Source organism: Mycobacteroides chelonae CCUG 47445, assembly GCF_001632805.1.
Classification (GTDB): Bacteria; Actinomycetota; Actinomycetes; order Mycobacteriales; family Mycobacteriaceae; genus Mycobacterium; species Mycobacterium chelonae.
Genome location: NZ_CP007220.1, coordinates 1,943,565 through 1,960,362 on the forward strand (window position 1 = coordinate 1,943,565; position 16,798 = coordinate 1,960,362).

16 protein-coding genes and 1 other RNA gene are annotated in these 16,798 nt (G+C 65.8%); 9 read left to right on the forward strand and 8 right to left on the reverse strand.

What is annotated here, in order from left to right:
* Positions 1-2: 2 nt before the first annotated feature.
* From cobC to BB28_RS09675, 6 genes are all read left to right on the forward strand, one after another.
* Positions 3-1,019: an Rv2231c family histidinol phosphate aminotransferase CobC gene (cobC, locus tag BB28_RS09650; protein ID WP_046253345.1), complete on the forward strand. Its 1,017-nt coding sequence runs from the start codon at positions 3-5 to the stop codon at positions 1,017-1,019.
* Entirely contained in the window at positions 1,019-2,143 is a 1,125-nt protein-coding gene (locus tag BB28_RS09655; protein ID WP_046253346.1) for a Nif3-like dinuclear metal center hexameric protein, read from the forward strand. Before cobC ends, BB28_RS09655 begins: the two co-directional genes overlap by 1 nt.
* Complete coding sequence (locus BB28_RS09660; RefSeq protein ID WP_046253347.1) at positions 2,140-2,862, forward strand: zinc ribbon domain-containing protein; 723 nt, start codon at positions 2,140-2,142, stop codon at positions 2,860-2,862. Before BB28_RS09655 ends, BB28_RS09660 begins: the two co-directional genes overlap by 4 nt.
* Positions 2,859-3,971 carry a bifunctional RNase H/acid phosphatase gene (locus tag BB28_RS09665; protein WP_046255710.1) on the forward strand — a complete coding sequence of 371 codons (1,113 nt, stop codon included), beginning with the start codon at positions 2,859-2,861 and terminating at the stop codon, positions 3,969-3,971. The genes BB28_RS09660 and BB28_RS09665 overlap by 4 nt, the downstream gene beginning before the upstream one ends.
* Before the next feature lie 9 nt (positions 3,972-3,980).
* Positions 3,981-4,784, forward strand: a complete 804-nt coding sequence (locus tag BB28_RS09670; protein ID WP_046253348.1) for a HugZ family pyridoxamine 5'-phosphate oxidase — start codon at positions 3,981-3,983, stop codon at positions 4,782-4,784.
* Positions 4,785-4,908: 124 nt separating this feature from the next.
* A complete protein-coding gene (locus BB28_RS09675) occupies positions 4,909-6,078 on the forward strand; it encodes an HNH endonuclease (protein ID WP_046253349.1) in 1,170 nt (389 codons plus the stop codon).
* Here BB28_RS09675 and BB28_RS09680 read toward each other — a convergent pair.
* From BB28_RS09680 to BB28_RS09705, 6 genes are read right to left on the reverse strand one after another with little or no spacing between them, the layout of a single operon-like run.
* Positions 6,051-6,356, reverse strand: a complete 306-nt coding sequence (locus BB28_RS09680) for a hypothetical protein (protein ID WP_052740199.1) — start codon at positions 6,354-6,356, stop codon at positions 6,051-6,053. The genes BB28_RS09675 and BB28_RS09680 overlap by 28 nt on opposite strands.
* Positions 6,353-7,582, reverse strand: coding sequence for a DUF58 domain-containing protein (locus BB28_RS09685; RefSeq protein WP_046253351.1), 1,230 nt, complete (start codon positions 7,580-7,582; stop codon positions 6,353-6,355). The genes BB28_RS09680 and BB28_RS09685 overlap by 4 nt, the downstream gene beginning before the upstream one ends.
* The gene (locus tag BB28_RS09690) at positions 7,579-8,541 is read right to left on the reverse strand and encodes an AAA family ATPase (RefSeq protein ID WP_046253352.1); all 963 of its coding nucleotides are present in this window, start codon (positions 8,539-8,541) and stop codon (positions 7,579-7,581) included. Before BB28_RS09690 ends, BB28_RS09685 begins: the two co-directional genes overlap by 4 nt.
* Complete coding sequence (locus BB28_RS09695; RefSeq protein WP_046253353.1) at positions 8,538-9,023, reverse strand: hypothetical protein; 486 nt, start codon at positions 9,021-9,023, stop codon at positions 8,538-8,540. Before BB28_RS09695 ends, BB28_RS09690 begins: the two co-directional genes overlap by 4 nt.
* Positions 9,020-9,946, reverse strand: coding sequence for a DUF4129 domain-containing protein (locus BB28_RS09700; protein WP_046253354.1), 927 nt, complete (start codon positions 9,944-9,946; stop codon positions 9,020-9,022). Before BB28_RS09700 ends, BB28_RS09695 begins: the two co-directional genes overlap by 4 nt.
* Before the next feature lie 43 nt (positions 9,947-9,989).
* Positions 9,990-10,373 carry a VOC family protein gene (locus BB28_RS09705; protein WP_046253355.1) on the reverse strand — a complete coding sequence of 128 codons (384 nt, stop codon included), beginning with the start codon at positions 10,371-10,373 and terminating at the stop codon, positions 9,990-9,992.
* 37 nt (positions 10,374-10,410) lie between these two features.
* Between BB28_RS09705 and rnpB the strand changes: the two genes are divergently transcribed.
* Together rnpB and BB28_RS09715 are read left to right on the forward strand one after the other, a co-directional pair.
* An RNA gene (gene rnpB, locus BB28_RS09710) (RNase P RNA component class A) lies at positions 10,411-10,815 on the forward strand.
* Between the two features lie 27 nt (positions 10,816-10,842).
* Entirely contained in the window at positions 10,843-12,267 is a 1,425-nt protein-coding gene (locus BB28_RS09715) for an RNB domain-containing ribonuclease (RefSeq protein WP_081252366.1), read from the forward strand.
* Here the strand turns inward: BB28_RS09715 and BB28_RS09720 are convergent, their stop codons facing one another.
* Positions 12,268-13,731, reverse strand: coding sequence for a CYTH and CHAD domain-containing protein (locus BB28_RS09720; protein ID WP_046253356.1), 1,464 nt, complete (start codon positions 13,729-13,731; stop codon positions 12,268-12,270).
* Positions 13,732-14,003: 272 nt separating this feature from the next.
* Here BB28_RS09720 and BB28_RS09725 point away from each other — a divergent pair, with 272 nt between their 5' ends.
* Positions 14,004-15,836 carry a fatty acyl-AMP ligase gene (locus BB28_RS09725; protein WP_046253357.1) on the forward strand — a complete coding sequence of 611 codons (1,833 nt, stop codon included), beginning with the start codon at positions 14,004-14,006 and terminating at the stop codon, positions 15,834-15,836.
* Between the two features lie 14 nt (positions 15,837-15,850).
* On the opposite strand, the gene panB is transcribed toward BB28_RS09725, so the two are convergent.
* Entirely contained in the window at positions 15,851-16,696 is an 846-nt protein-coding gene (gene panB, locus BB28_RS09730) for a 3-methyl-2-oxobutanoate hydroxymethyltransferase (protein WP_030095414.1), read from the reverse strand.
* Positions 16,697-16,798: the final 102 nt, after the last annotated feature.

Here is a 16,798-nt window from a genome sequence, read left to right on the forward strand (position 1 = left end):
ACATGACTGGGCCGCGAAAGGGAGTGCGCTACCACGGCGACCAGGCGCTGACACCCGGCGTCCTGGACTTCGCTGTGAACGTGCGCGCTGTTGCGCCGCCGCAGTGGCTGCGCGACCGTCTCGCATCCCGGCTCGATGACCTGGGCGGTTACCCGCGCCGGGCCGATGAGGAGCGCGCCATCGCGGCGATCGCCGAACGACATGGCCGAACAGTCGACGAGGTGTTGCTGTTGGCCGGCGCTGCCGAGGGCTTCGCGATGCTGCCTCGGTTGAACCCGCGACGGGCCGCGGTGTTCGCGCCGGGCTTCACCGAACCGGAAGCAGTCCTTGCCGAGGCGGGGGTCCCCATCGACCACGTGGTGTTGCCGTCACCCTTCGCTCTCGGGCCTCATCATGTCCCCGGCGAGGCCGACCTGGTGGTCATCGGGAACCCCACCAACCCGACCTCGATGCTGCACCGCCGCGCGGATCTGCTCGCGCTGGGTGGCCCCGGGCGAATCCTGGTGGTCGACGAGGCCTTCATGGATGCGGTGCCGGGTGAGCCGGAGTCGCTGGCCGGACACCGACTGCCCGGGCTTGTCGTGCTGCGCAGCCTCACCAAGACGTGGTCGCTCGCGGGATTGCGCGCCGGCTACGCCGTCGGTGATCCCGAGGTGCTGGGCAGGCTCGCGCATGGCCGTGCGCATTGGCCCTTGGGCACACTGCAACTCGAAGCCCTCTTCGCCTGCAATACCCCGGAAGCGATTGCACACGCCGCGCAGGACACGCAGCGTCTTGTCGAGACGCGCCGTGAGCAGGCGGACGCGCTGCGCGGCCTGGGACTGACGGTCGCCGATGGATCCGCACCGTTCCTACTGGTGGCCGTGCCCGATGCGGAGTTGATGCGAAAAGGGCTGGCGGTCAATAACATCGCTGTCCGCCGCTGCGACACCTTCGTGGGGCTCGACGGAGACTATCTGCGGGTGGCGGTGCGATCCGAATGGCCGGAGCTGGTGCAAGCGATGAAGGAGATTCTGTAGTGGGTGTGCGGCTCGCGGACATCATCGGCGTGCTCGATGCGGCGTATCCGCCCGCGCTCGCCGAATCGTGGGATTCGGTGGGTTTGGTCTGTGGTGATCCAGACCAGCAGATCGACGCGGTAACCGTCGCTGTTGATGCGACGGCATCGGTGCTCGACGAAATGGACAACACCGGTTCACATCTGCTGTTGGCACACCATCCGCTGCTACTGCGCGGTGTCGACACGGTGGCAGCCAGCACCCCCAAGGGCGCGTTGATTCATCGTCTCATCCGTTCCGGCGGTGCCTTGTTCACCGCGCACACCAACGCCGATTCGGCGAGCCCCGGTGTGTCCGACGCGCTGGCCGAAGCTCTTGGGCTGACGGTGACTTCGGTGCTGGCCCCGCAGTTCGCCGACTACGACAAATGGGTGGTGTTTGTGCCCACCGAGTCGGTAGATACGGTGCGCCGTGCCATGTTCGACGCGGGTGCCGGGCATATCGGCGCCTACTCCGACTGCTCCTGGCGCGTCACCGGCACCGGCCAGTTCCGGCCGCTTGAGGGTTCGGACCCCACCATCGGTGCGCACGGCGTGGTGGAGCAGGTTGTCGAGGACAGAGTGGAAATGGTGGCCCCGTCCCGGCTGCGCTGTGCCTTGTTCGCGGCTATCCACGCCGCACACCCCTACGAGGTGCCGGCTATCGACGTATTGCCCATGGCACCGGCCCCGGCGGGCACCGGTTTGGGACGCGTGGGTGTGCTTGCTGAACCAGAATCCTTACGTGACTTTGCATCCCGAGTAGGTGCCGCGCTGCCGGAAACTGTGTGGGGAACCCGTGCCGCCGGCGATCCGGACGCGTTGATCAAGACCGTCGCTGTCTGTGGTGGCGCCGGCGACTCGTTACTGAGCGCCGCCATCGGAGCCGGGGTCGACGCGTACGTCACGGCGGATCTGCGGCACCATCCCGCAGATGAGCACGCACGGGCAAGTAGCGTTGCACTCGTTGACGTGGCGCATTGGGCCAGTGAATTTCCGTGGTGCGCCCAGGCGGCGCGGGTGCTCGACACGGAGTTCGGGAAGAAGTTGACGACCAAGATCTCACCGATACGCACCGACCCGTGGACATTAGGAGTCAAGGCATGAAAGCCAATCCGGCACAACAACGTCTACTGGTAGACCTGGCATCGGTGGACGCCGAATTGACGCGCATCGCGCACCGGCGGGCCAATCCTCCGGAACGACAGGAACACGGCGAACTGCAGGCACAACAGCGGACCATCCTCGACGAGGTGGGCGCGCTCGGCATCGCCTTGGAGGACCTGGACGTACAGGTGGCCAAGCTGGACGCCGAAGTCACCGCTGTCCGTCAGCGGGAGGACCGTGACCGCTCGCTGTTGGCCTCAGGCAGCGTGAACCCGAAGGAACTCACCGATATTCAGCACGAGCTCGACACCCTTGAGCGTCGTCAATCCAGCCTGGAGGACTCGGAGCTGGAATTGATGGAGCGCCGTGAGGAGCTGCAGGCCCAACAGGCCTCGGCGCAGGCCAACGCCGACAAGCTCGCGGAGAGGGTGGCGGAGATCGAACGGATCCAGCGTGCGGTTGCCATCGACACCGACGCCGAGGAGAACCAGATTAGGCAGCGTCGTGACGGGCTGTCATCCTCTATCGACGGACCGCTGCTGGAAACCTATGAACGGCAGCGCCGTTCGGGGGGTGCGGGAGCGGGTCTGTTGCAAGGCAACAAGTGCGGCGCGTGCCGTATCGAGTTGGACCGCGGTGAGCTGGCCCGAATCTCCGCCGCCGATGTCGACGAGGTCCTGCGGTGCTCCGAGTGCAGCGCGATCCTGGTGCGCCCGTGAGAGTTCTCGTCGAAGCTGACGGTGGTTCGCGCGGTAACCCCGGATTGGCCGGATATGGCGCAGTGGTTTTCGCACCCGATCACGAGACGGTGTTGGGGGAGGCCTGCGAGGCGATCGGACACGCCACCAACAATGTGGCCGAATATCGCGGTCTGATAGCGGGATTGGCGGAGGCAGCACGCCTGGGCGCCACCGAAGTCAGCGTCTCCATGGACTCCAAACTTGTCGTCGAGCAGATGTCGGGCCGCTGGAAGGTCAAGCACCCCGACCTGATCACGCTGTATCAGCAGGCCGTCACCGCCGCGATGCAGTTCGAATCCGTCAGCTACCGGTGGATACCCCGGGAACGCAACAAGCATGCCGACCGGCTGGCCAATGAGGCGATGGACCGCGCGAGCGGCATCGAGCCCAAAGTGCCGAAGAAGCCGAAGGAACCCAAGGAGTCCAACGAAACCAAGGCTGCCGATGCCGCGCCGGGCTGGACGGGTGCGCGCGGCAAGCCCACTCGAATGCTGTTGCTGCGCCATGGCCAGACCGAACTGTCGGTGCAGCGCCGCTACTCGGGGCGTGGAAATCCCGAGTTGACCGCGCTGGGGCGTGAGCAGGCCGCGAACGCGGCGCGCTACCTGGCGAGCCGCGGCGGCATCGCCGCCGTCATCAGCTCTCCGTTGGGTCGTGCCAAGGAGACCGCTGCCGCGGCTGCCGACGCGCTGGGAGTTCCGTTGACCGTCGATGACGATCTGATCGAGACCGACTTCGGCAAGTGGGAGGGTTTGACGTTCTCGGAGGCCTCCGAGCGCGATCCGGAGCTGCACGCGCAGTGGCTCAGCGACACGTCGGTGACTCCGCCGGAAGGGGAGAGCTTCGACACCGTGCATCATCGAGTACGTCGTGCACGCAATCGGATCATCGCCGAGTACGGCGGCGCAACGGTCTTGGTGGTCTCTCATGTCACGCCGATCAAGACGCTGCTGCGTCTGGCGCTGGACGCCGGACCGAGCCTGCTGTATCGGCTACACCTTGATCTGGCATCGCTGAGCATCGCCGAGTTCTATTCAGATGGGCCGGCTTCGGTGCGACTCGTCAACGAGACCTCATACCTGACTTAGGCTGTCGCCATGGCTTCTCGTGATCACGGTGATCCGGGCGATGCGCCCACCATTGCCCCGCCCCTTGAAGACGTCGCCAACCCGGCCCGGCCCTCGGCCGCCGAGGAGGCCAGAACGGTCGCGGCGTCTACGAACACCGCGACGTTGGCCAGTTTGTCTGCCGACGGTGACCCGTGGGCCTCGTTGGTCACCTATGGGCTGCTGGGCGGAGCACCCGTGCTCTGCGTATCGCAGATGGCCGAACACGGACGCAATCTGATACGTGATGCCAGGGCCAGCCTGTCCATCGTGGCGCCCAACGCGCCCGAGGATCCGTTGGCCAACACCCGGATCACCCTCGCCGGGAAGGTGCGGCGGCCCGGCGCCGAGGAGTTGTCCGCGGCCCGCGAGGCGCATATCGCGGCAGTGCCCGCGGCGCGGTACTACATCGACTACAGCGATTTCGCCGTCTGGATTCTGGATGTCGAACGCGTGCGCTGGGTAGGCGGTTACGGCCGCATGGACTCGGCCAGTGGCGCCGATTACGACTCGGCCGCACCCGATCCGGTGTCGACGAAGGCAGCCGGCGCCGTCAGTCACCTCAACGACGACCACGGGCAGGCGCTGCTCGCGATGGCACAACGACTGGGTGGATACCCGGACGCCACGGAGGCTCGTTGTGAGGGAGCCGACCGGTACGGGTTGGACATCCGGGTGAACACACCGCGCGGTTGGTCCGTGACCCGAGTCGGCTACGTCAACCCCATCGACTCGCTGGACGAACTCCGGGGTGCGACCGTGCAACTGGCGCGGCTCTCGGCCCCGGGCGCATAGCGCGCGGAGGCTTCGATGTCCACCAATCAGCAAGATTGTGGATAACTCGCACTGCGGTCGAACGACTGTGGAGAACAACAGAAGTCGAGGCGTATCGAACTGATGTTCGAGTACCGTTGCTCATGTGTTTGAGAGTGATCCAGCTGTGCGTGCGGCGTGGCTCGTCGAACGAATCGCCGAGCTAGAGCGGGTGAAAGCCGCCGCTGCCGCGGAACAGGCCCACGCGGCGGTGCTGTTCGACCGTGCGCGCCGCGAAGAAGAGGCCGCTGCCGGTGTGCCACGACGACGCCAAGGGGCGGGCGTGGCCACCGAGATCGCCTTGGCGCGGCGAGATTCGCCGGCTCGTGGCGGTCGTCATCTCGGCTTGGCGAAGGCGCTCGTGAACGAAATGCCCCATACGCTTGCGGCGTTGGAGTGCGGAGCGCTGAATGAATGGCGCGCGACCATCCTGGTGCGTGAAACCGCTTACCTTGCCGTCGAAGATCGGCAGAAGATCGACGTCGAGATGTGCGCGGACTCGTCCCGTCTGCGGGGGATGGGCGATGCCCGCCTGACGGCGGAGGCGAAACGTCTGGCGTATCGACTCGATGCGGAAGCCGTGGTGCGCCGCGCGCGCCGGGCCGAGAACGAACGCCGAGTGTCCATCCGTCCGGCTCCCGACACCATGACGTACCTGACGGCTCTGCTCCCGGTGAAACAGGGTGTGGCGGTCTATGCGGCTCTCAAACGTGCCGCGGACGCATCGATGGATCCCGTTCGCGGCCAAGGGCAGATCATGGCAGACACCCTGGTGGAACGAGTGACCGGCGTACCGTCGGCCGAGGTGGTTCCCGTGGGCGTCAACATCACGATCTCCGATGAGGCGCTACTGGGCGGAGGTGTCGAACCCGCGACGATCGCAGGTCATGGGCCCGTCCCGGCCGCTGTTGCGCGCCGGCTCATATCGGATGCCGTCAGTGCCGGCGCGAAGGTTCTCGCGCGACGGCTGTACCGGCACTGCGGTACAGGCGCACTGGTCGGTGCGGAGTCGGGAAGTCGTTTGTTCCCCAAGGGATTAGCGGAGCTGATTGACCTGCGCGATCAGACCTGCCGGACGCCATACTGCGACGCCCGGATTCGGCACCACGACCATGTTGTGGGCAGCGCTCAGGGTGGGGCTACCTCACTCGAGAACGGTCAAGGCCTCTGCGAGCGTTGCAATTACGTGAAGGAGTCCCCGGGATGGAGACATACGGTCGCGATCACGACGCCGACGGGATCGGTCTATCACTCGACCGCCCCGCCGCTGCCGTGAGTAAACGGCCACAAGGCGAGAACAAATATGCCGACTATCGCGACCGGTGCGATGAACGGCAGCCAGGAGGAATGTCCCGCCGGTATGGCTGCCGCGAGCAATGCCACGCAGCCGAGGAGCAGTGCGGGGAGGATCTGGGACGGCCATCGCCGGGTATACGCGACCGACAGGCAAATCACGGCGGCCAGGCCGCAGATCATCGCGACTACTGGGGAAGTATCAGTGCGCGCCAAGATGCCGATCACCAGCAGCACGGCCACGACCACGCCCGCTTTCACGGGCGTCGTCCCACTCGCGGGCGCCGTGGCAGCAAGTGCATGGCGTGGTTCAGCCCGGAATCGTGGCTCCACCCGACCACGTCGACTCCCGTGACGGCGATATTTCGGTACATCCGTGAGCGTTCCAACCGCCACCAGCGGGCGACGATCGGATCAGGTTCTTCACGAAAGGGGGAGTGGTCGAGCACGTCGACGACCAGAACCGGGTGCCCGCGCCGCCGAAGATCGGTGAGTGCCAGCCCGAAATCGGCGTTCAGCAGGGTGGAAAATGCCACTACGATCGCGTTGGGCGGCATGGCGGCGCGCGGGGCAAGCGCACTACTGCTGTGCGAATGCCATTCTCCGGCATCGAGAATGGCGTCAAGCAGGCGATAGAACTGATGGCGACCGATATTCGGGGTAAGCCATCGCGGGGCACTGCCCAGCAAGACCACGCCCGCCCGGTCACCGCGCTGCAACACCGATTGCACCAGCTGGGCGGCGCCGCGTGCGGACCGCTCCGTCGCCACCGTCGCCGGCCCCGAGGGTTGAGGGTAGGTGTCAATCAGAACGACAACGTCGGCGGCTCGATCGGTGAGTCGGTCGGTGACGTGCAACTGGCCCCGCCGCGCACTGACCCGCCAATTGACCGTGCGCAGTGAGTCACCCGGGACATACTCGCGAATATCGGCGTACTCGACGCCGGGGCCGTGATGACGCGTGAGATGCGTGCCGATGCGGTCCGGAAGGTCGGCGGGCGGCAGCGTGATGTCCTGCGGATCTGCCAAGGGATATACCCGCAGCTCGGCCACGGGCAGAGTCACCGGAGCCCCGACCCACAGCCCGGAAACCGAGAGCGTCTGAACCTCAACCGCAAGGGTGTACCGGCCCCAGCGTTGCGCCGACACACGCATCGTCACCTGGCTGGGCGTTGTCGCCTTATCCACCTCGATCTGTAGACCGTCGACCGGCACCGCACGCAGCCGACGCACCACCGCCGGTTCGGCAGCCCCCGCCGACGCGGTGATTGTCACCGTCTCAGACTCCAAGCACCGTAACGTTTCTGACTCGTCGCGGACCCATACCCGCGCGGGTACGGGCCGTTTGGCTGCGCCGACGAGCACACCGATGAGCGGCGCCGCGAAAACGACCAGCTGCCACCTGCCCGTCACCATCGCCAGCGTCAACGCGATGCCGGCACATGCCGCCAGCACCGACACCAATGGAGATGCGCGCCAACTGGTCATCCCGACGCTCGCGGTACCGGTAGCCGGTGCAGCAGCTCGTCGACCACATGTGCACCGGTGATGCGGCGCACCCACATCTCGGGGCGCAGACTGATCCGGTGCGCCACCGCGGGCACCGCAAGCGCCTTGACGTCCTCAGGTATCACAAAGTCGCGGCCCAGCAGCATGGCGCGGGCCCGCGACATCTGCACCAGATCCAGCTCGGCGCGCGGACTGGCGCCCACCTCGACATGTGAGTGCGTGCGCGTCGCGGCGGCCAGCGCGACAATGTAACGAAGCACGTCCGGATGCACCGAAACGTGCTCCACGGCTTCCCGCATCATGACAAGGTCTTCGGCGGCGATCACCTGTGAGACCGTCGGCTGTGCCGATCCCCGGCTCAATCGACGCTGCAGCATCTCGATCTCGAGATCCTCGCTGAGGTATCCCAATTGCAGCCGGATCGCGAATCGGTCCAGCTGCGCCTCCGGCAGCGGATAGGTTCCCTCGTACTCGATGGGATTGTCCGTTGCCAGCACCACGAAAGGTGCTGGCAGTCGGCGAGTTTCACCGTCGATGCTGACCTGACCCTCCGCCATGGCCTCCAACAGTGCCGATTGCGTCTTCGGTGGGGTTCGGTTGATCTCGTCCGCCAGCAGGAGATTCGTGAAGATCGGTCCGGTCCGAAACTCGAACCGCCCGGATGACATGTCGTAGATCGTGGAGCCCAGCAGATCCGCAGGCAGCAGATCGGGAGTGAATTGCACCCGGGCGAATTCGAGTCCCAGCGCGGCCGCGAACGACCGGGCGATCAGCGTCTTGCCCAGGCCCGGCAGATCTTCGATGAGGACATGCCCGCGCGCGAGGATTGTCAGCAGAATCAGTTGCAACGCATCGCGTTTCCCGACTACTACCCGCTCGATCTCGGTCAGCACTGCATCCGCGTGCTGGGTCGCGACGGAAACCGGAAGTGTCGTCACATCTGCTCCAAGCGTTCGAGTATCGATTGCAATACCGCACGGCCGGGGGCCGGCTCGGCGCGGTCAACATGCGAGGCGCCGTTCGGATCGACCCAACGCCACAACTCGGGGCCAAACGTCACGCGGCCGGTCTCGGCAAGTGCGGCGCGATCTTTCGACTGTCGATGACCCGCCGCCATCGCGAAGTCGGCCGCGATCAACGGGCGCAGGTGCCGATCCCAGTCGCCGCGGGTCCGCTCGGCCCAGCTGATCCTCGCCTCGGCCCGTGCTAGCCATCGGTACAAGGTCTCGTCGGCCGCAAGACTGGCCGAAGGCAACGGCTTAGGCCCAGGCGCACTGTGCAGCTGCCTCCAGAGCAGATAGAGAGCGACGGCAACCACCGCGCCGGTGATCGCAAGAGTGTGCGCGCGCAGTGGGCTGGCAGCCACACATGCCTCGGCCACGATCACCATCAGCAGTACAGCGGTCGCGAGCCACTTCATGGCCTACTCCGCAGGTCGTCCAACACGGTCTGTAGCCATCGCACCGCGGATTCCCGATCGGTCTGCGTCATCCGGTGCGGGCTGAATCGGGCCTCCGAAAAGAGCGAGACAAGCTGAGTGCCGGCCTGCGATTGCAGGGCACCAAGATGGACCGCTCGCTGCAGGACTTCTGACGGGGTATCCGAGGCAAGTGGTGCTGCCTCGGGCGCGGCGGTGAGCCCCTGCTCCATGGCCGCGTAGCAGGCGATGATGGATGCGCGCGGATCGCGCCCCGGTTCGGCCACCTCTGCGAGACCGAGTTCAACGAGGTGGGCCAGGGATCCCGGTGTGGCATCGGCGGCCCCGGATTCCCCGGGAGGATCGCCGTCGGCATCCACGGTGTCCGGGTCATTGCGTCGCAATACGAAAACCATGACAGCGATACCGATCAACACCACGCCCAGGATCACCATGGGCATTCCGGGCTCGTCCCGTTCCGGCACATCACCGGGTGCCTTGCGCGTCGGGGCGTCCGCGGGCCGGCTTGGCGCGGAAGTGCCGGGAACGGATTCGCGCACCGGAGGATTACCGGTCGGCCTGCTCAGATAGAGGGACATCCACACCGCCCCCACTAAGACAAGCGCACTGGCGGCCGCAATGAGGGCCTCGCGCCGAGTCAAACCCCGAAACCGTAAATACGACGGGCTCTCGGTCGGCACCGGCATGCCGGGGCGGCGCCTGCGCAAGCTCAACAAGATAAGTATGGCTGCGACACCACATAACAAGAGCTGCAACGCTATTGAGCGTGGCTCATCGCGAGGTTCCTCGGGCCGGGGGAGCACCTTCGTGTCCGGCGGCAGGTAGCTGCGCAGTGCGACAACCGATAGCGCGACCAGGACGATGAGCCCGCTCGCTCGCAAGAACAGTCTGTTGTCACTGTTCATGCCTCATCGTCACATGTAGAGGGCTGTTCGCGTCAGCAGACGGTCACGAATAGGTGCCCTCGGGAATGAGGTTCGTAATGCAGAAGGGGTGACCGGCCGGGTCGATCAGCACCCGCCATCCGCCCGGATTCGGCTGGGTTTCGGCCTTGGTCGCGCCGAGCCCCAGAATGCGTGCCTCTTCGGCATCCAGATCTGCTGCCGCCAGTTCGAGATGCAGTTGTTTCGGGACAGCCCCGGCCGGCCAGTCCGGCACGCGATGGTCTGCCACGCGCTGAAAGGTCAACAGCACGGCGGCGCCCTTCACCGCGACGAACTCCTCGCTTTCGAACAGGATCTCCAGGTCAAGGACCTGCTGGTAGAACCGGGCCAGCGCCGCCGGATCTGTGCAGTCGATCGATATCGCGCCTAGTCGAGCCGTTGTCGTCATGGTGGTGAGCTTGTCACGAGTACGATGACCGCGCGGACGAGTTGGCCGGGCGGCCGCGAGCCACGGGAGAAATCCCGCGGCCCGAGGAAAGTCCGGACTTCACAGAGCAGGGTGATTGCTAACGGCAATCCGAGGTGACTCGCGGGACAGTGCCACAGAAAACAGACCGCCACCCGCAAGGGTGGTAAGGGTGAAACGGTGCGGTAAGAGCGCACCAGCGGACCGGGTGACCGGTTCGGCTCGGTAAACCCCACCCGAAGCAAGGCCAAAAGGTTGTGCTTGCACAGCTGCGGAAGTGTTCGAGGGCTGCTCGCCCGAGCTTCCGGGTAGGCCGCTTGAGGTACCCGGCGACGGTGTGCCCAGATGGATGGTCGCCGCTGCGCGGCCGCGGCTAGCCCGCGGCTGTGCGGAACAGGATCCGGCTTACAGGCCAACTCGCCCGCCTCTTAGCCTGGATTACTCTGGCGTGGTGACGTTGAAGCGGCTGGTTGCCCGCGACCTCGGCTTCGACGGCATTCGTGCCGAGTTCGCGCTCCCCGCCGAATTCGGCCCCGGCGCGCAGCGCGACGCCGCCCAGGCCGTCGACCGTCACCACACCGAGCGCATCGACCGCACCGATCTGGAGCTGGTCACCATCGACCCACCCGGAGCGCGCGATCTGGATCAGGCCCTGCACCTGGAACGCACCGCCGACGGATATCTCCTGCATTACGCCATCGCCGATGTGGCCGCGCAGATCGAGCCCGGCAGCGCGCTGGACATCGAGGCGCGACAGCGCGGCGAGACCATCTACCTGCCGGATGGCTCGGTGCCGCTGCACCCGTTGGTGTTCTCCGAAGGCTCGGCGAGCCTGCTACCCAACGAGATTCGGCCTGCCGCCTTGTGGCGCATCGAAACCGATGCCGCTGCCAATCCGATCAGCTGGAGCGTCCAACGCGCCCTGGTGAAATCCGTGCGACAGCTGACCTACCGGGAGGCCCAGGACGCGGCCGACGCCGGCAATCCGCACCCCTCGATTGCCCTGCTCCCTGAGTTCGGCCGTAAGAGAAGGGACCTCGGTCTCGCGCGGGGTGCCATCGAGCTGAATCTGCCCGCACAGGAAGTGGTGCGCGGCCCCAGCGGCGACTGGGAGCTGGCGATCGAGGCGCGCACCGACACCGATGGCTGGAACGCGCAGATATCGCTGCTCACCGGGATCTGCGCGGCGCAGATCATGCTCGACGGCGGCATCGGCATGCTGCGTACGCTGCCGCCCGCAGACGGCGACGTACGCCGGTGGATGCGTCGCACCGCCGAGGCGCTGGGGCTGCCCTGGACAAACGACACCCCGATCGGGGCCCAGCTGGCCGCACTTGATCCCTGTGCCACAACAACATTGGCGATGATGACACAGGCCACCACGCTCCTGCGGGGCGCTTCCTATCTGGTGTTCGACGGAAACCGGCCGGACGATCAGGCCGCGGGACATGCGGGCATCGCTGCCCCCTACGCGCACGTGACCGCACCGCTGCGACGGCTGGGGGACCGGTTCGTCACCGAAATCTGCCTGGCACTGTCGGCCGACTCGCCGGTGCCGCAGTGGGCGCGCGAGGCTCTGTCGGATGTCAGATCATCGCTGCTGACCTCGAATACGCTGGCCAACAAGGTGGAACAGGCGTGCGTGGATCTCACCGAGGCCACCGTGCTTGCTCCGCAGAAGGGGCAGACCTTCGATTCGGCGGTGCTACGAGGTGCCGAAAAGAAACGATTCGCAGAGGTCTTCGTGACCGATCCGCCCATCCTCGCCCGCTGCCAGGGAGATCCGCCCGAGGGGCAGCGCGCGAAACTCACCCTGCGTGAAGCAGATCCGGACACCCGGACCGTGCTGTTCGGCTTCCCGGCAGAGGGCAGCTGATCACTTTTTGTGACGCACGGCCTTGCGGAGGGCCTTGAGCGTTGCCTCCACCTGATGGCGTGCGGTCTCGGCGGCATCGTGCTCGCGCTGGTACAGCACCCCGTAAGTGAAGGTGTCCTCGCCGGCGGCGTGCGCCTCGTTGGCCTGCGTGGCGAGATAGGCGCGACTCACCGTGCTGTCCTGATGCTCACCCAGTAGTTCCTGAATATCCTTGGCCGCCTGGGAGACTCGCTTGGCGCCCTCTGCGCTGGCCACATAGCGCAACCGTTTGGCCGACTTGCGGATGCGATGCAGGGCCTCGTCGCGGTACTCGCCCTCGGCGCGCGCGGCCGCCCGCGCCGCCCGGCGCACCTTGCGGTACGCGGCATCGAGCGTTCCGCCCTCGTCCGAGTGATGAGTGTCTGATGCCGGTCCGGCGGAGGTGACCAACGCGTCCAGGGAATCGAGCAGCCGGAAGTAGCGATGACTGCGCATCGCCGCCAACGACCGGCGCAACCCGTTGTCGTAGTTATGCCTGGCGGCGTCTACCAATCGTTCGTGTACCGGGCCGCGGATGAGTGTTTCGGGAAGCTCGGAGAGTGCCGCGTCATATCGCTGCGCGAGTACCTCTGCGTCGCGCGCCACCCCGAGAATGTTGGCGAGCAGGCGGAGCTCATCGAGCGCCTCGGGATTAGCGTCCAGACCGAAGCGCTCGGGATTGGACTGCAGGAGGCTGCGGATGCGCCGGATGGTGACCCGCATCTGGTGCACCGAATCGTCGGTGTCCACCCGTACCGCACGGTCCCAGCCGAGCAGCTGATCCAGTTGTTCGAGCAGTGCGCGCTGGATCGAGTCCGTGCCCTTCCGCTCCCGTTTGGGCACGTCAAGAACGCGAGCCAACTTTGATCCGTGCCCGGCAGGGGCCGCCCCGGCATCCAGTAGACGTGCGGTGACCCTGTCGAACAGTGTGGAGTCGCCGAACTCCGACAGCTCGAGCTCCCATTCGCGCCAGCTCTGCTCGGAGTCTTCCTCCGCACCCGTCAGCCGCGCGGCGGTCACGTGGTCATCGCAGAATTCGGCGAGCTGCTCGCCCTGAGCACCGATCAGCTGGGAGACGGTGCGCACGGTGCTGATGCGGGCGACCGGTGCGAGCTCGTCCTCGCGCACGACCGCGAGCACGGTGTCCCGCAGCTCTTCCGGCACGGCGTCATCGCCTTCATTCAGGGGGAGACGCAGCTCTGTTCGGGTGTCCGGTCCGGCGGGCAATTTCAGATGCCATCCGGCGTCGGTGCCGCCGGTACGGCGTCGCAAGGTGATCCGGTGCTGAGCCAGCCGCTGATCGGAGGTGTCAAAGTACACAGCGTCCAAATTTTGCTGGGGCTGCAGCTCGACCCGCGCGACGGCGGAAATTCCGTCGAATGAGGGACTGATGGTCGCGTCGGTGACGTCGAACTTCCGCTCGACCTCGACGTGTTGAGATGGCATGAGAGGTGTGCCCTGACGGTCGAAGGGACGGGGTGCTCAGCGTGTGCGGGCGAGGCGAGTATGCGACACGGTGCCACATTCAGGTAAACAATGGTCACGAGTCGTCACGGGGTAATCTAAGATTCTCTTAGGGTTCTCATAAGGTCGGGGTATCAGATTTGGGAAGCGATATTCGTTTAGCACCGCGTGTGGTGCCGGGTGTCAGTGTTGCCTGGTCGGTATTGTCCCCCTTATGGGCCGCCAGTCGTGTTCACAGCTAGACCGAGGTCACCATGAAGTTACGCGTTGAGGAGTACTTGGACGGCAAAGGTGCTATCACCTTGCCAGACGGTTACACCGTCAACTACTACCTTGAGCGTGCCGTCGAACAGCTGGGCGACACATTCGCGTACCGATACCTGGACTTCAATGCGAACTCCGATGGCGAACCCAACGATCTCAACTGGACACAGCTTGGCCAGCGCTCGCAGGCCGTAGCGGCACGGCTGCAGCAAGTCACCAAGCCTGGGGATCGCGTCGCGATCCTCGCCCCTCAGGGCATCGACTATGTGATCGGTTTCTATGCCGCCATCGAGGCCGGCAACATTGCGGTCCCGTTGTTTGCTCCGGAACTTCCTGGCCACTCCGAGCGGCTCGATTCGGTGCTTACCGATGCGCAGCCGACGGTGGTGCTGACCAACAATGCCGCCGCGGAATCGGTCAGCCGATTCGTACGCGGGCTGCCTCGGGAACGGCGCCCCCGCGTGGTCGCGGTCGACAGCGTCCCCGATTCGGTGGCCGCGACCTACGTCAAGGTCACACCGGATACCGATGACATCGCATACCTGCAGTACACGTCCGGATCCACCCGGGTTCCCGCCGGTGTGGAGATCACACACCGTGCGGTGATGACCAACGTTCTGCAGATGATCATCTCGGTCGGCCTGGATGACAGCATCCGCAGTGTCAGCTGGCTGCCCCTGTACCACGACATGGGCCTGCTGATGATCCTGTTCCCGCTGTGCGGCGGCCGGATCACGCTGATGTCCCCGGTGTCGTTCGTGCGGCGTCCCGGACGGTGGATCAAGGAACTTGCCGCCGAGGCGCACCTGGGCCGAACCTTCGCCGCCGCACCGAACTTCGCCTTCGAGCTGGCCGCCGAGCGTGGTCTGCCCAAGGACAACGAGGAACTCGACCTGAGCAACGTCGCGGGCCTGATCAACGGATCCGAGCCGGTGAGCATCTCCTCGATCCGCAAGTTCAACGACGCCTTCGGCCCCTACGGGCTGCCGCCGACGACCATCAAGCCCTCCTACGGCATGGCCGAGGCGACGCTGTTCGTTTCCACCATTCCCTCCGACGCCGAAGCCTCGGTGGTGTACCTGGACCGCAGGGAGCTGGGCAACGGGCGTGCCGTCCGGGTCGAGTCCGACGATGAGCATGCGGTTCCGCAGGTGTCCTGCGGCAAGATTTCGCGCAGCCAGTGGGCGGTGATCGTCAACCCCAATGCCGACACCGAGCTGGTCGACGGCGAGGTCGGTGAGATCTGGCTGCACGGTGACAACATCGGCCGCGGCTACTGGGGCAGGCCCAAGGAAACCGACTTCTCGTTCCGTAACAAGCTGCAGGCCCGACTCGACCAAGGCAGCCATGCCACCGGCACCGAGCCCGGCGCTACCTGGTTCCGCACCGGAGACCTCGGTGTGTACCTCGACGGTGAGCTGTACATCACCGGACGGGTCAAAGACCTGGTCATCATCGATGGCCGCAACCACTACCCGCAGGACATCGAGGCCACCGTCGAGGAAGCGTCACCCGCGGTGCGACACGGTTTTGTGGCGGCGTTTTCGGCGCCCGCGAACGAGCTGCCCCCCGGCGTCGACCAGGGCAATGGCACGGGGGAGCGGTTGGTCATCGTGGCCGAGCGCGCGGCCGGCGCGGGCCGCGCGGCACCGGAGCCCATCGTCGATGCCATTCGCGCGGCTGTCTCACGGCGGCACAACCTGCCCATCGCGGACATCCAGCTGGTTCAGGCAGGCGCTATACCGCGTACCACCAGCGGAAAGCTCGCACGCCGAGCCTGCCGCCAGGAGTACCTGGACAACAAACTCGGCGTGCGCGCCTAGCTTGGCGTGATCTGTCAGTAGCTGTGCTCGGGAGCGGGGAACACCCCGCGCGCCACCTCATCGGCATACTGCTCGGCGGCCTTGCGCAATTCCGCGCCGACCTGGCCGAACTGCTTGACGAACTTGGCGGTCTTGCCGCTGGTCATACCGGCCATGTCCTGCCACACCAGGACCTGGGCGTCGCATTCGCGGCCCGCGCCGATGCCGACGGTCGGGATGGTGAGCTTGCCGGTGATCTGTGTTGCCAGCTCGGCGGGCACCATCTCCATCACCACGGCGATGGCTCCGGCTTCCTGTACCGCGATGGCATCGTGAATGAGCTGTGCAGCGGCGTCGTCGCGGCCCTGAACCCGGTATCCGCCAAGGCCGTTCACGCTCTGCGGGGTAAAACCGATGTGTGCCACCACCGGAATCCCGGCGGCGGTCAGTGTCGCGATCTGCTCGGCAACGCGTTCTCCGCCTTCGAGTTTCACCGCGTGCGCGCCGGCTTCCTTCATGAATCGGGTCGCGCTCGCCAGGGCCTGGGCGGCCCCGCCCTCGTACGAGCCGAAGGGTAGGTCGGCGACCACCAGTGCCTCCGTCGCGCCGCGAACCACGCCGCGTACCAACGGAATCAGTTCGTCGATGGTGATCGGCACGGTGGTGTCGTATCCATAGACCACATTCGCGGCCGAATCCCCGACCAGCAGAACGGGAATCCCGGCCTCGTTGAAAATCCGTGCGGTCGAGTAGTCGTACGCGGTGAGCATCGACCACTTGTGGCCCTCGGCCTTCCACTTCTGCAAGTGGTGCACGCGGGTCTTGGTGCGAGGCTTCTGGGAAGTCTCGGAAGCAGCGCCATACAAGGCAGATTCAGACATCAGCGTCTCTTTCGGTCGTCTCCTCAAGGCCCATCCGGGTCCCTGGGTTTCTAACGATCTTCAGTCTGCCACCGGGCGGCGAGGAGATGAATAACTGAGCGG

Coding starts and splice junctions, on each gene's coding strand:
- BB28_RS09720 (WP_046253356.1), bottom strand. CDS start 13,731: ATGCCATCTCAACACGTCGAGGTCGAGCGGAAGTTCGACGTCACCGAC.
- BB28_RS09685 (WP_046253351.1), bottom strand. CDS start 7,582: ATGACCAGTTGGCGCGCATCTCCATTGGTGTCGGTGCTGGCGGCATGT.
- BB28_RS09705 (WP_046253355.1), bottom strand. CDS start 10,373: ATGACGACAACGGCTCGACTAGGCGCGATATCGATCGACTGCACAGAT.
- panB (WP_030095414.1), bottom strand. CDS start 16,696: ATGTCTGAATCTGCCTTGTATGGCGCTGCTTCCGAGACTTCCCAGAAG.
- BB28_RS09670 (WP_046253348.1), top strand. CDS start 3,981: ATGGCTTCTCGTGATCACGGTGATCCGGGCGATGCGCCCACCATTGCC.
- BB28_RS09700 (WP_046253354.1), bottom strand. CDS start 9,946: ATGAACAGTGACAACAGACTGTTCTTGCGAGCGAGCGGGCTCATCGTC.
- BB28_RS09660 (WP_046253347.1), top strand. CDS start 2,140: ATGAAAGCCAATCCGGCACAACAACGTCTACTGGTAGACCTGGCATCG.
- BB28_RS09695 (WP_046253353.1), bottom strand. CDS start 9,023: ATGAAGTGGCTCGCGACCGCTGTACTGCTGATGGTGATCGTGGCCGAG.
- BB28_RS09725 (WP_046253357.1), top strand. CDS start 14,004: ATGAAGTTACGCGTTGAGGAGTACTTGGACGGCAAAGGTGCTATCACC.
- cobC (WP_046253345.1), top strand. CDS start 3: ATGACTGGGCCGCGAAAGGGAGTGCGCTACCACGGCGACCAGGCGCTG.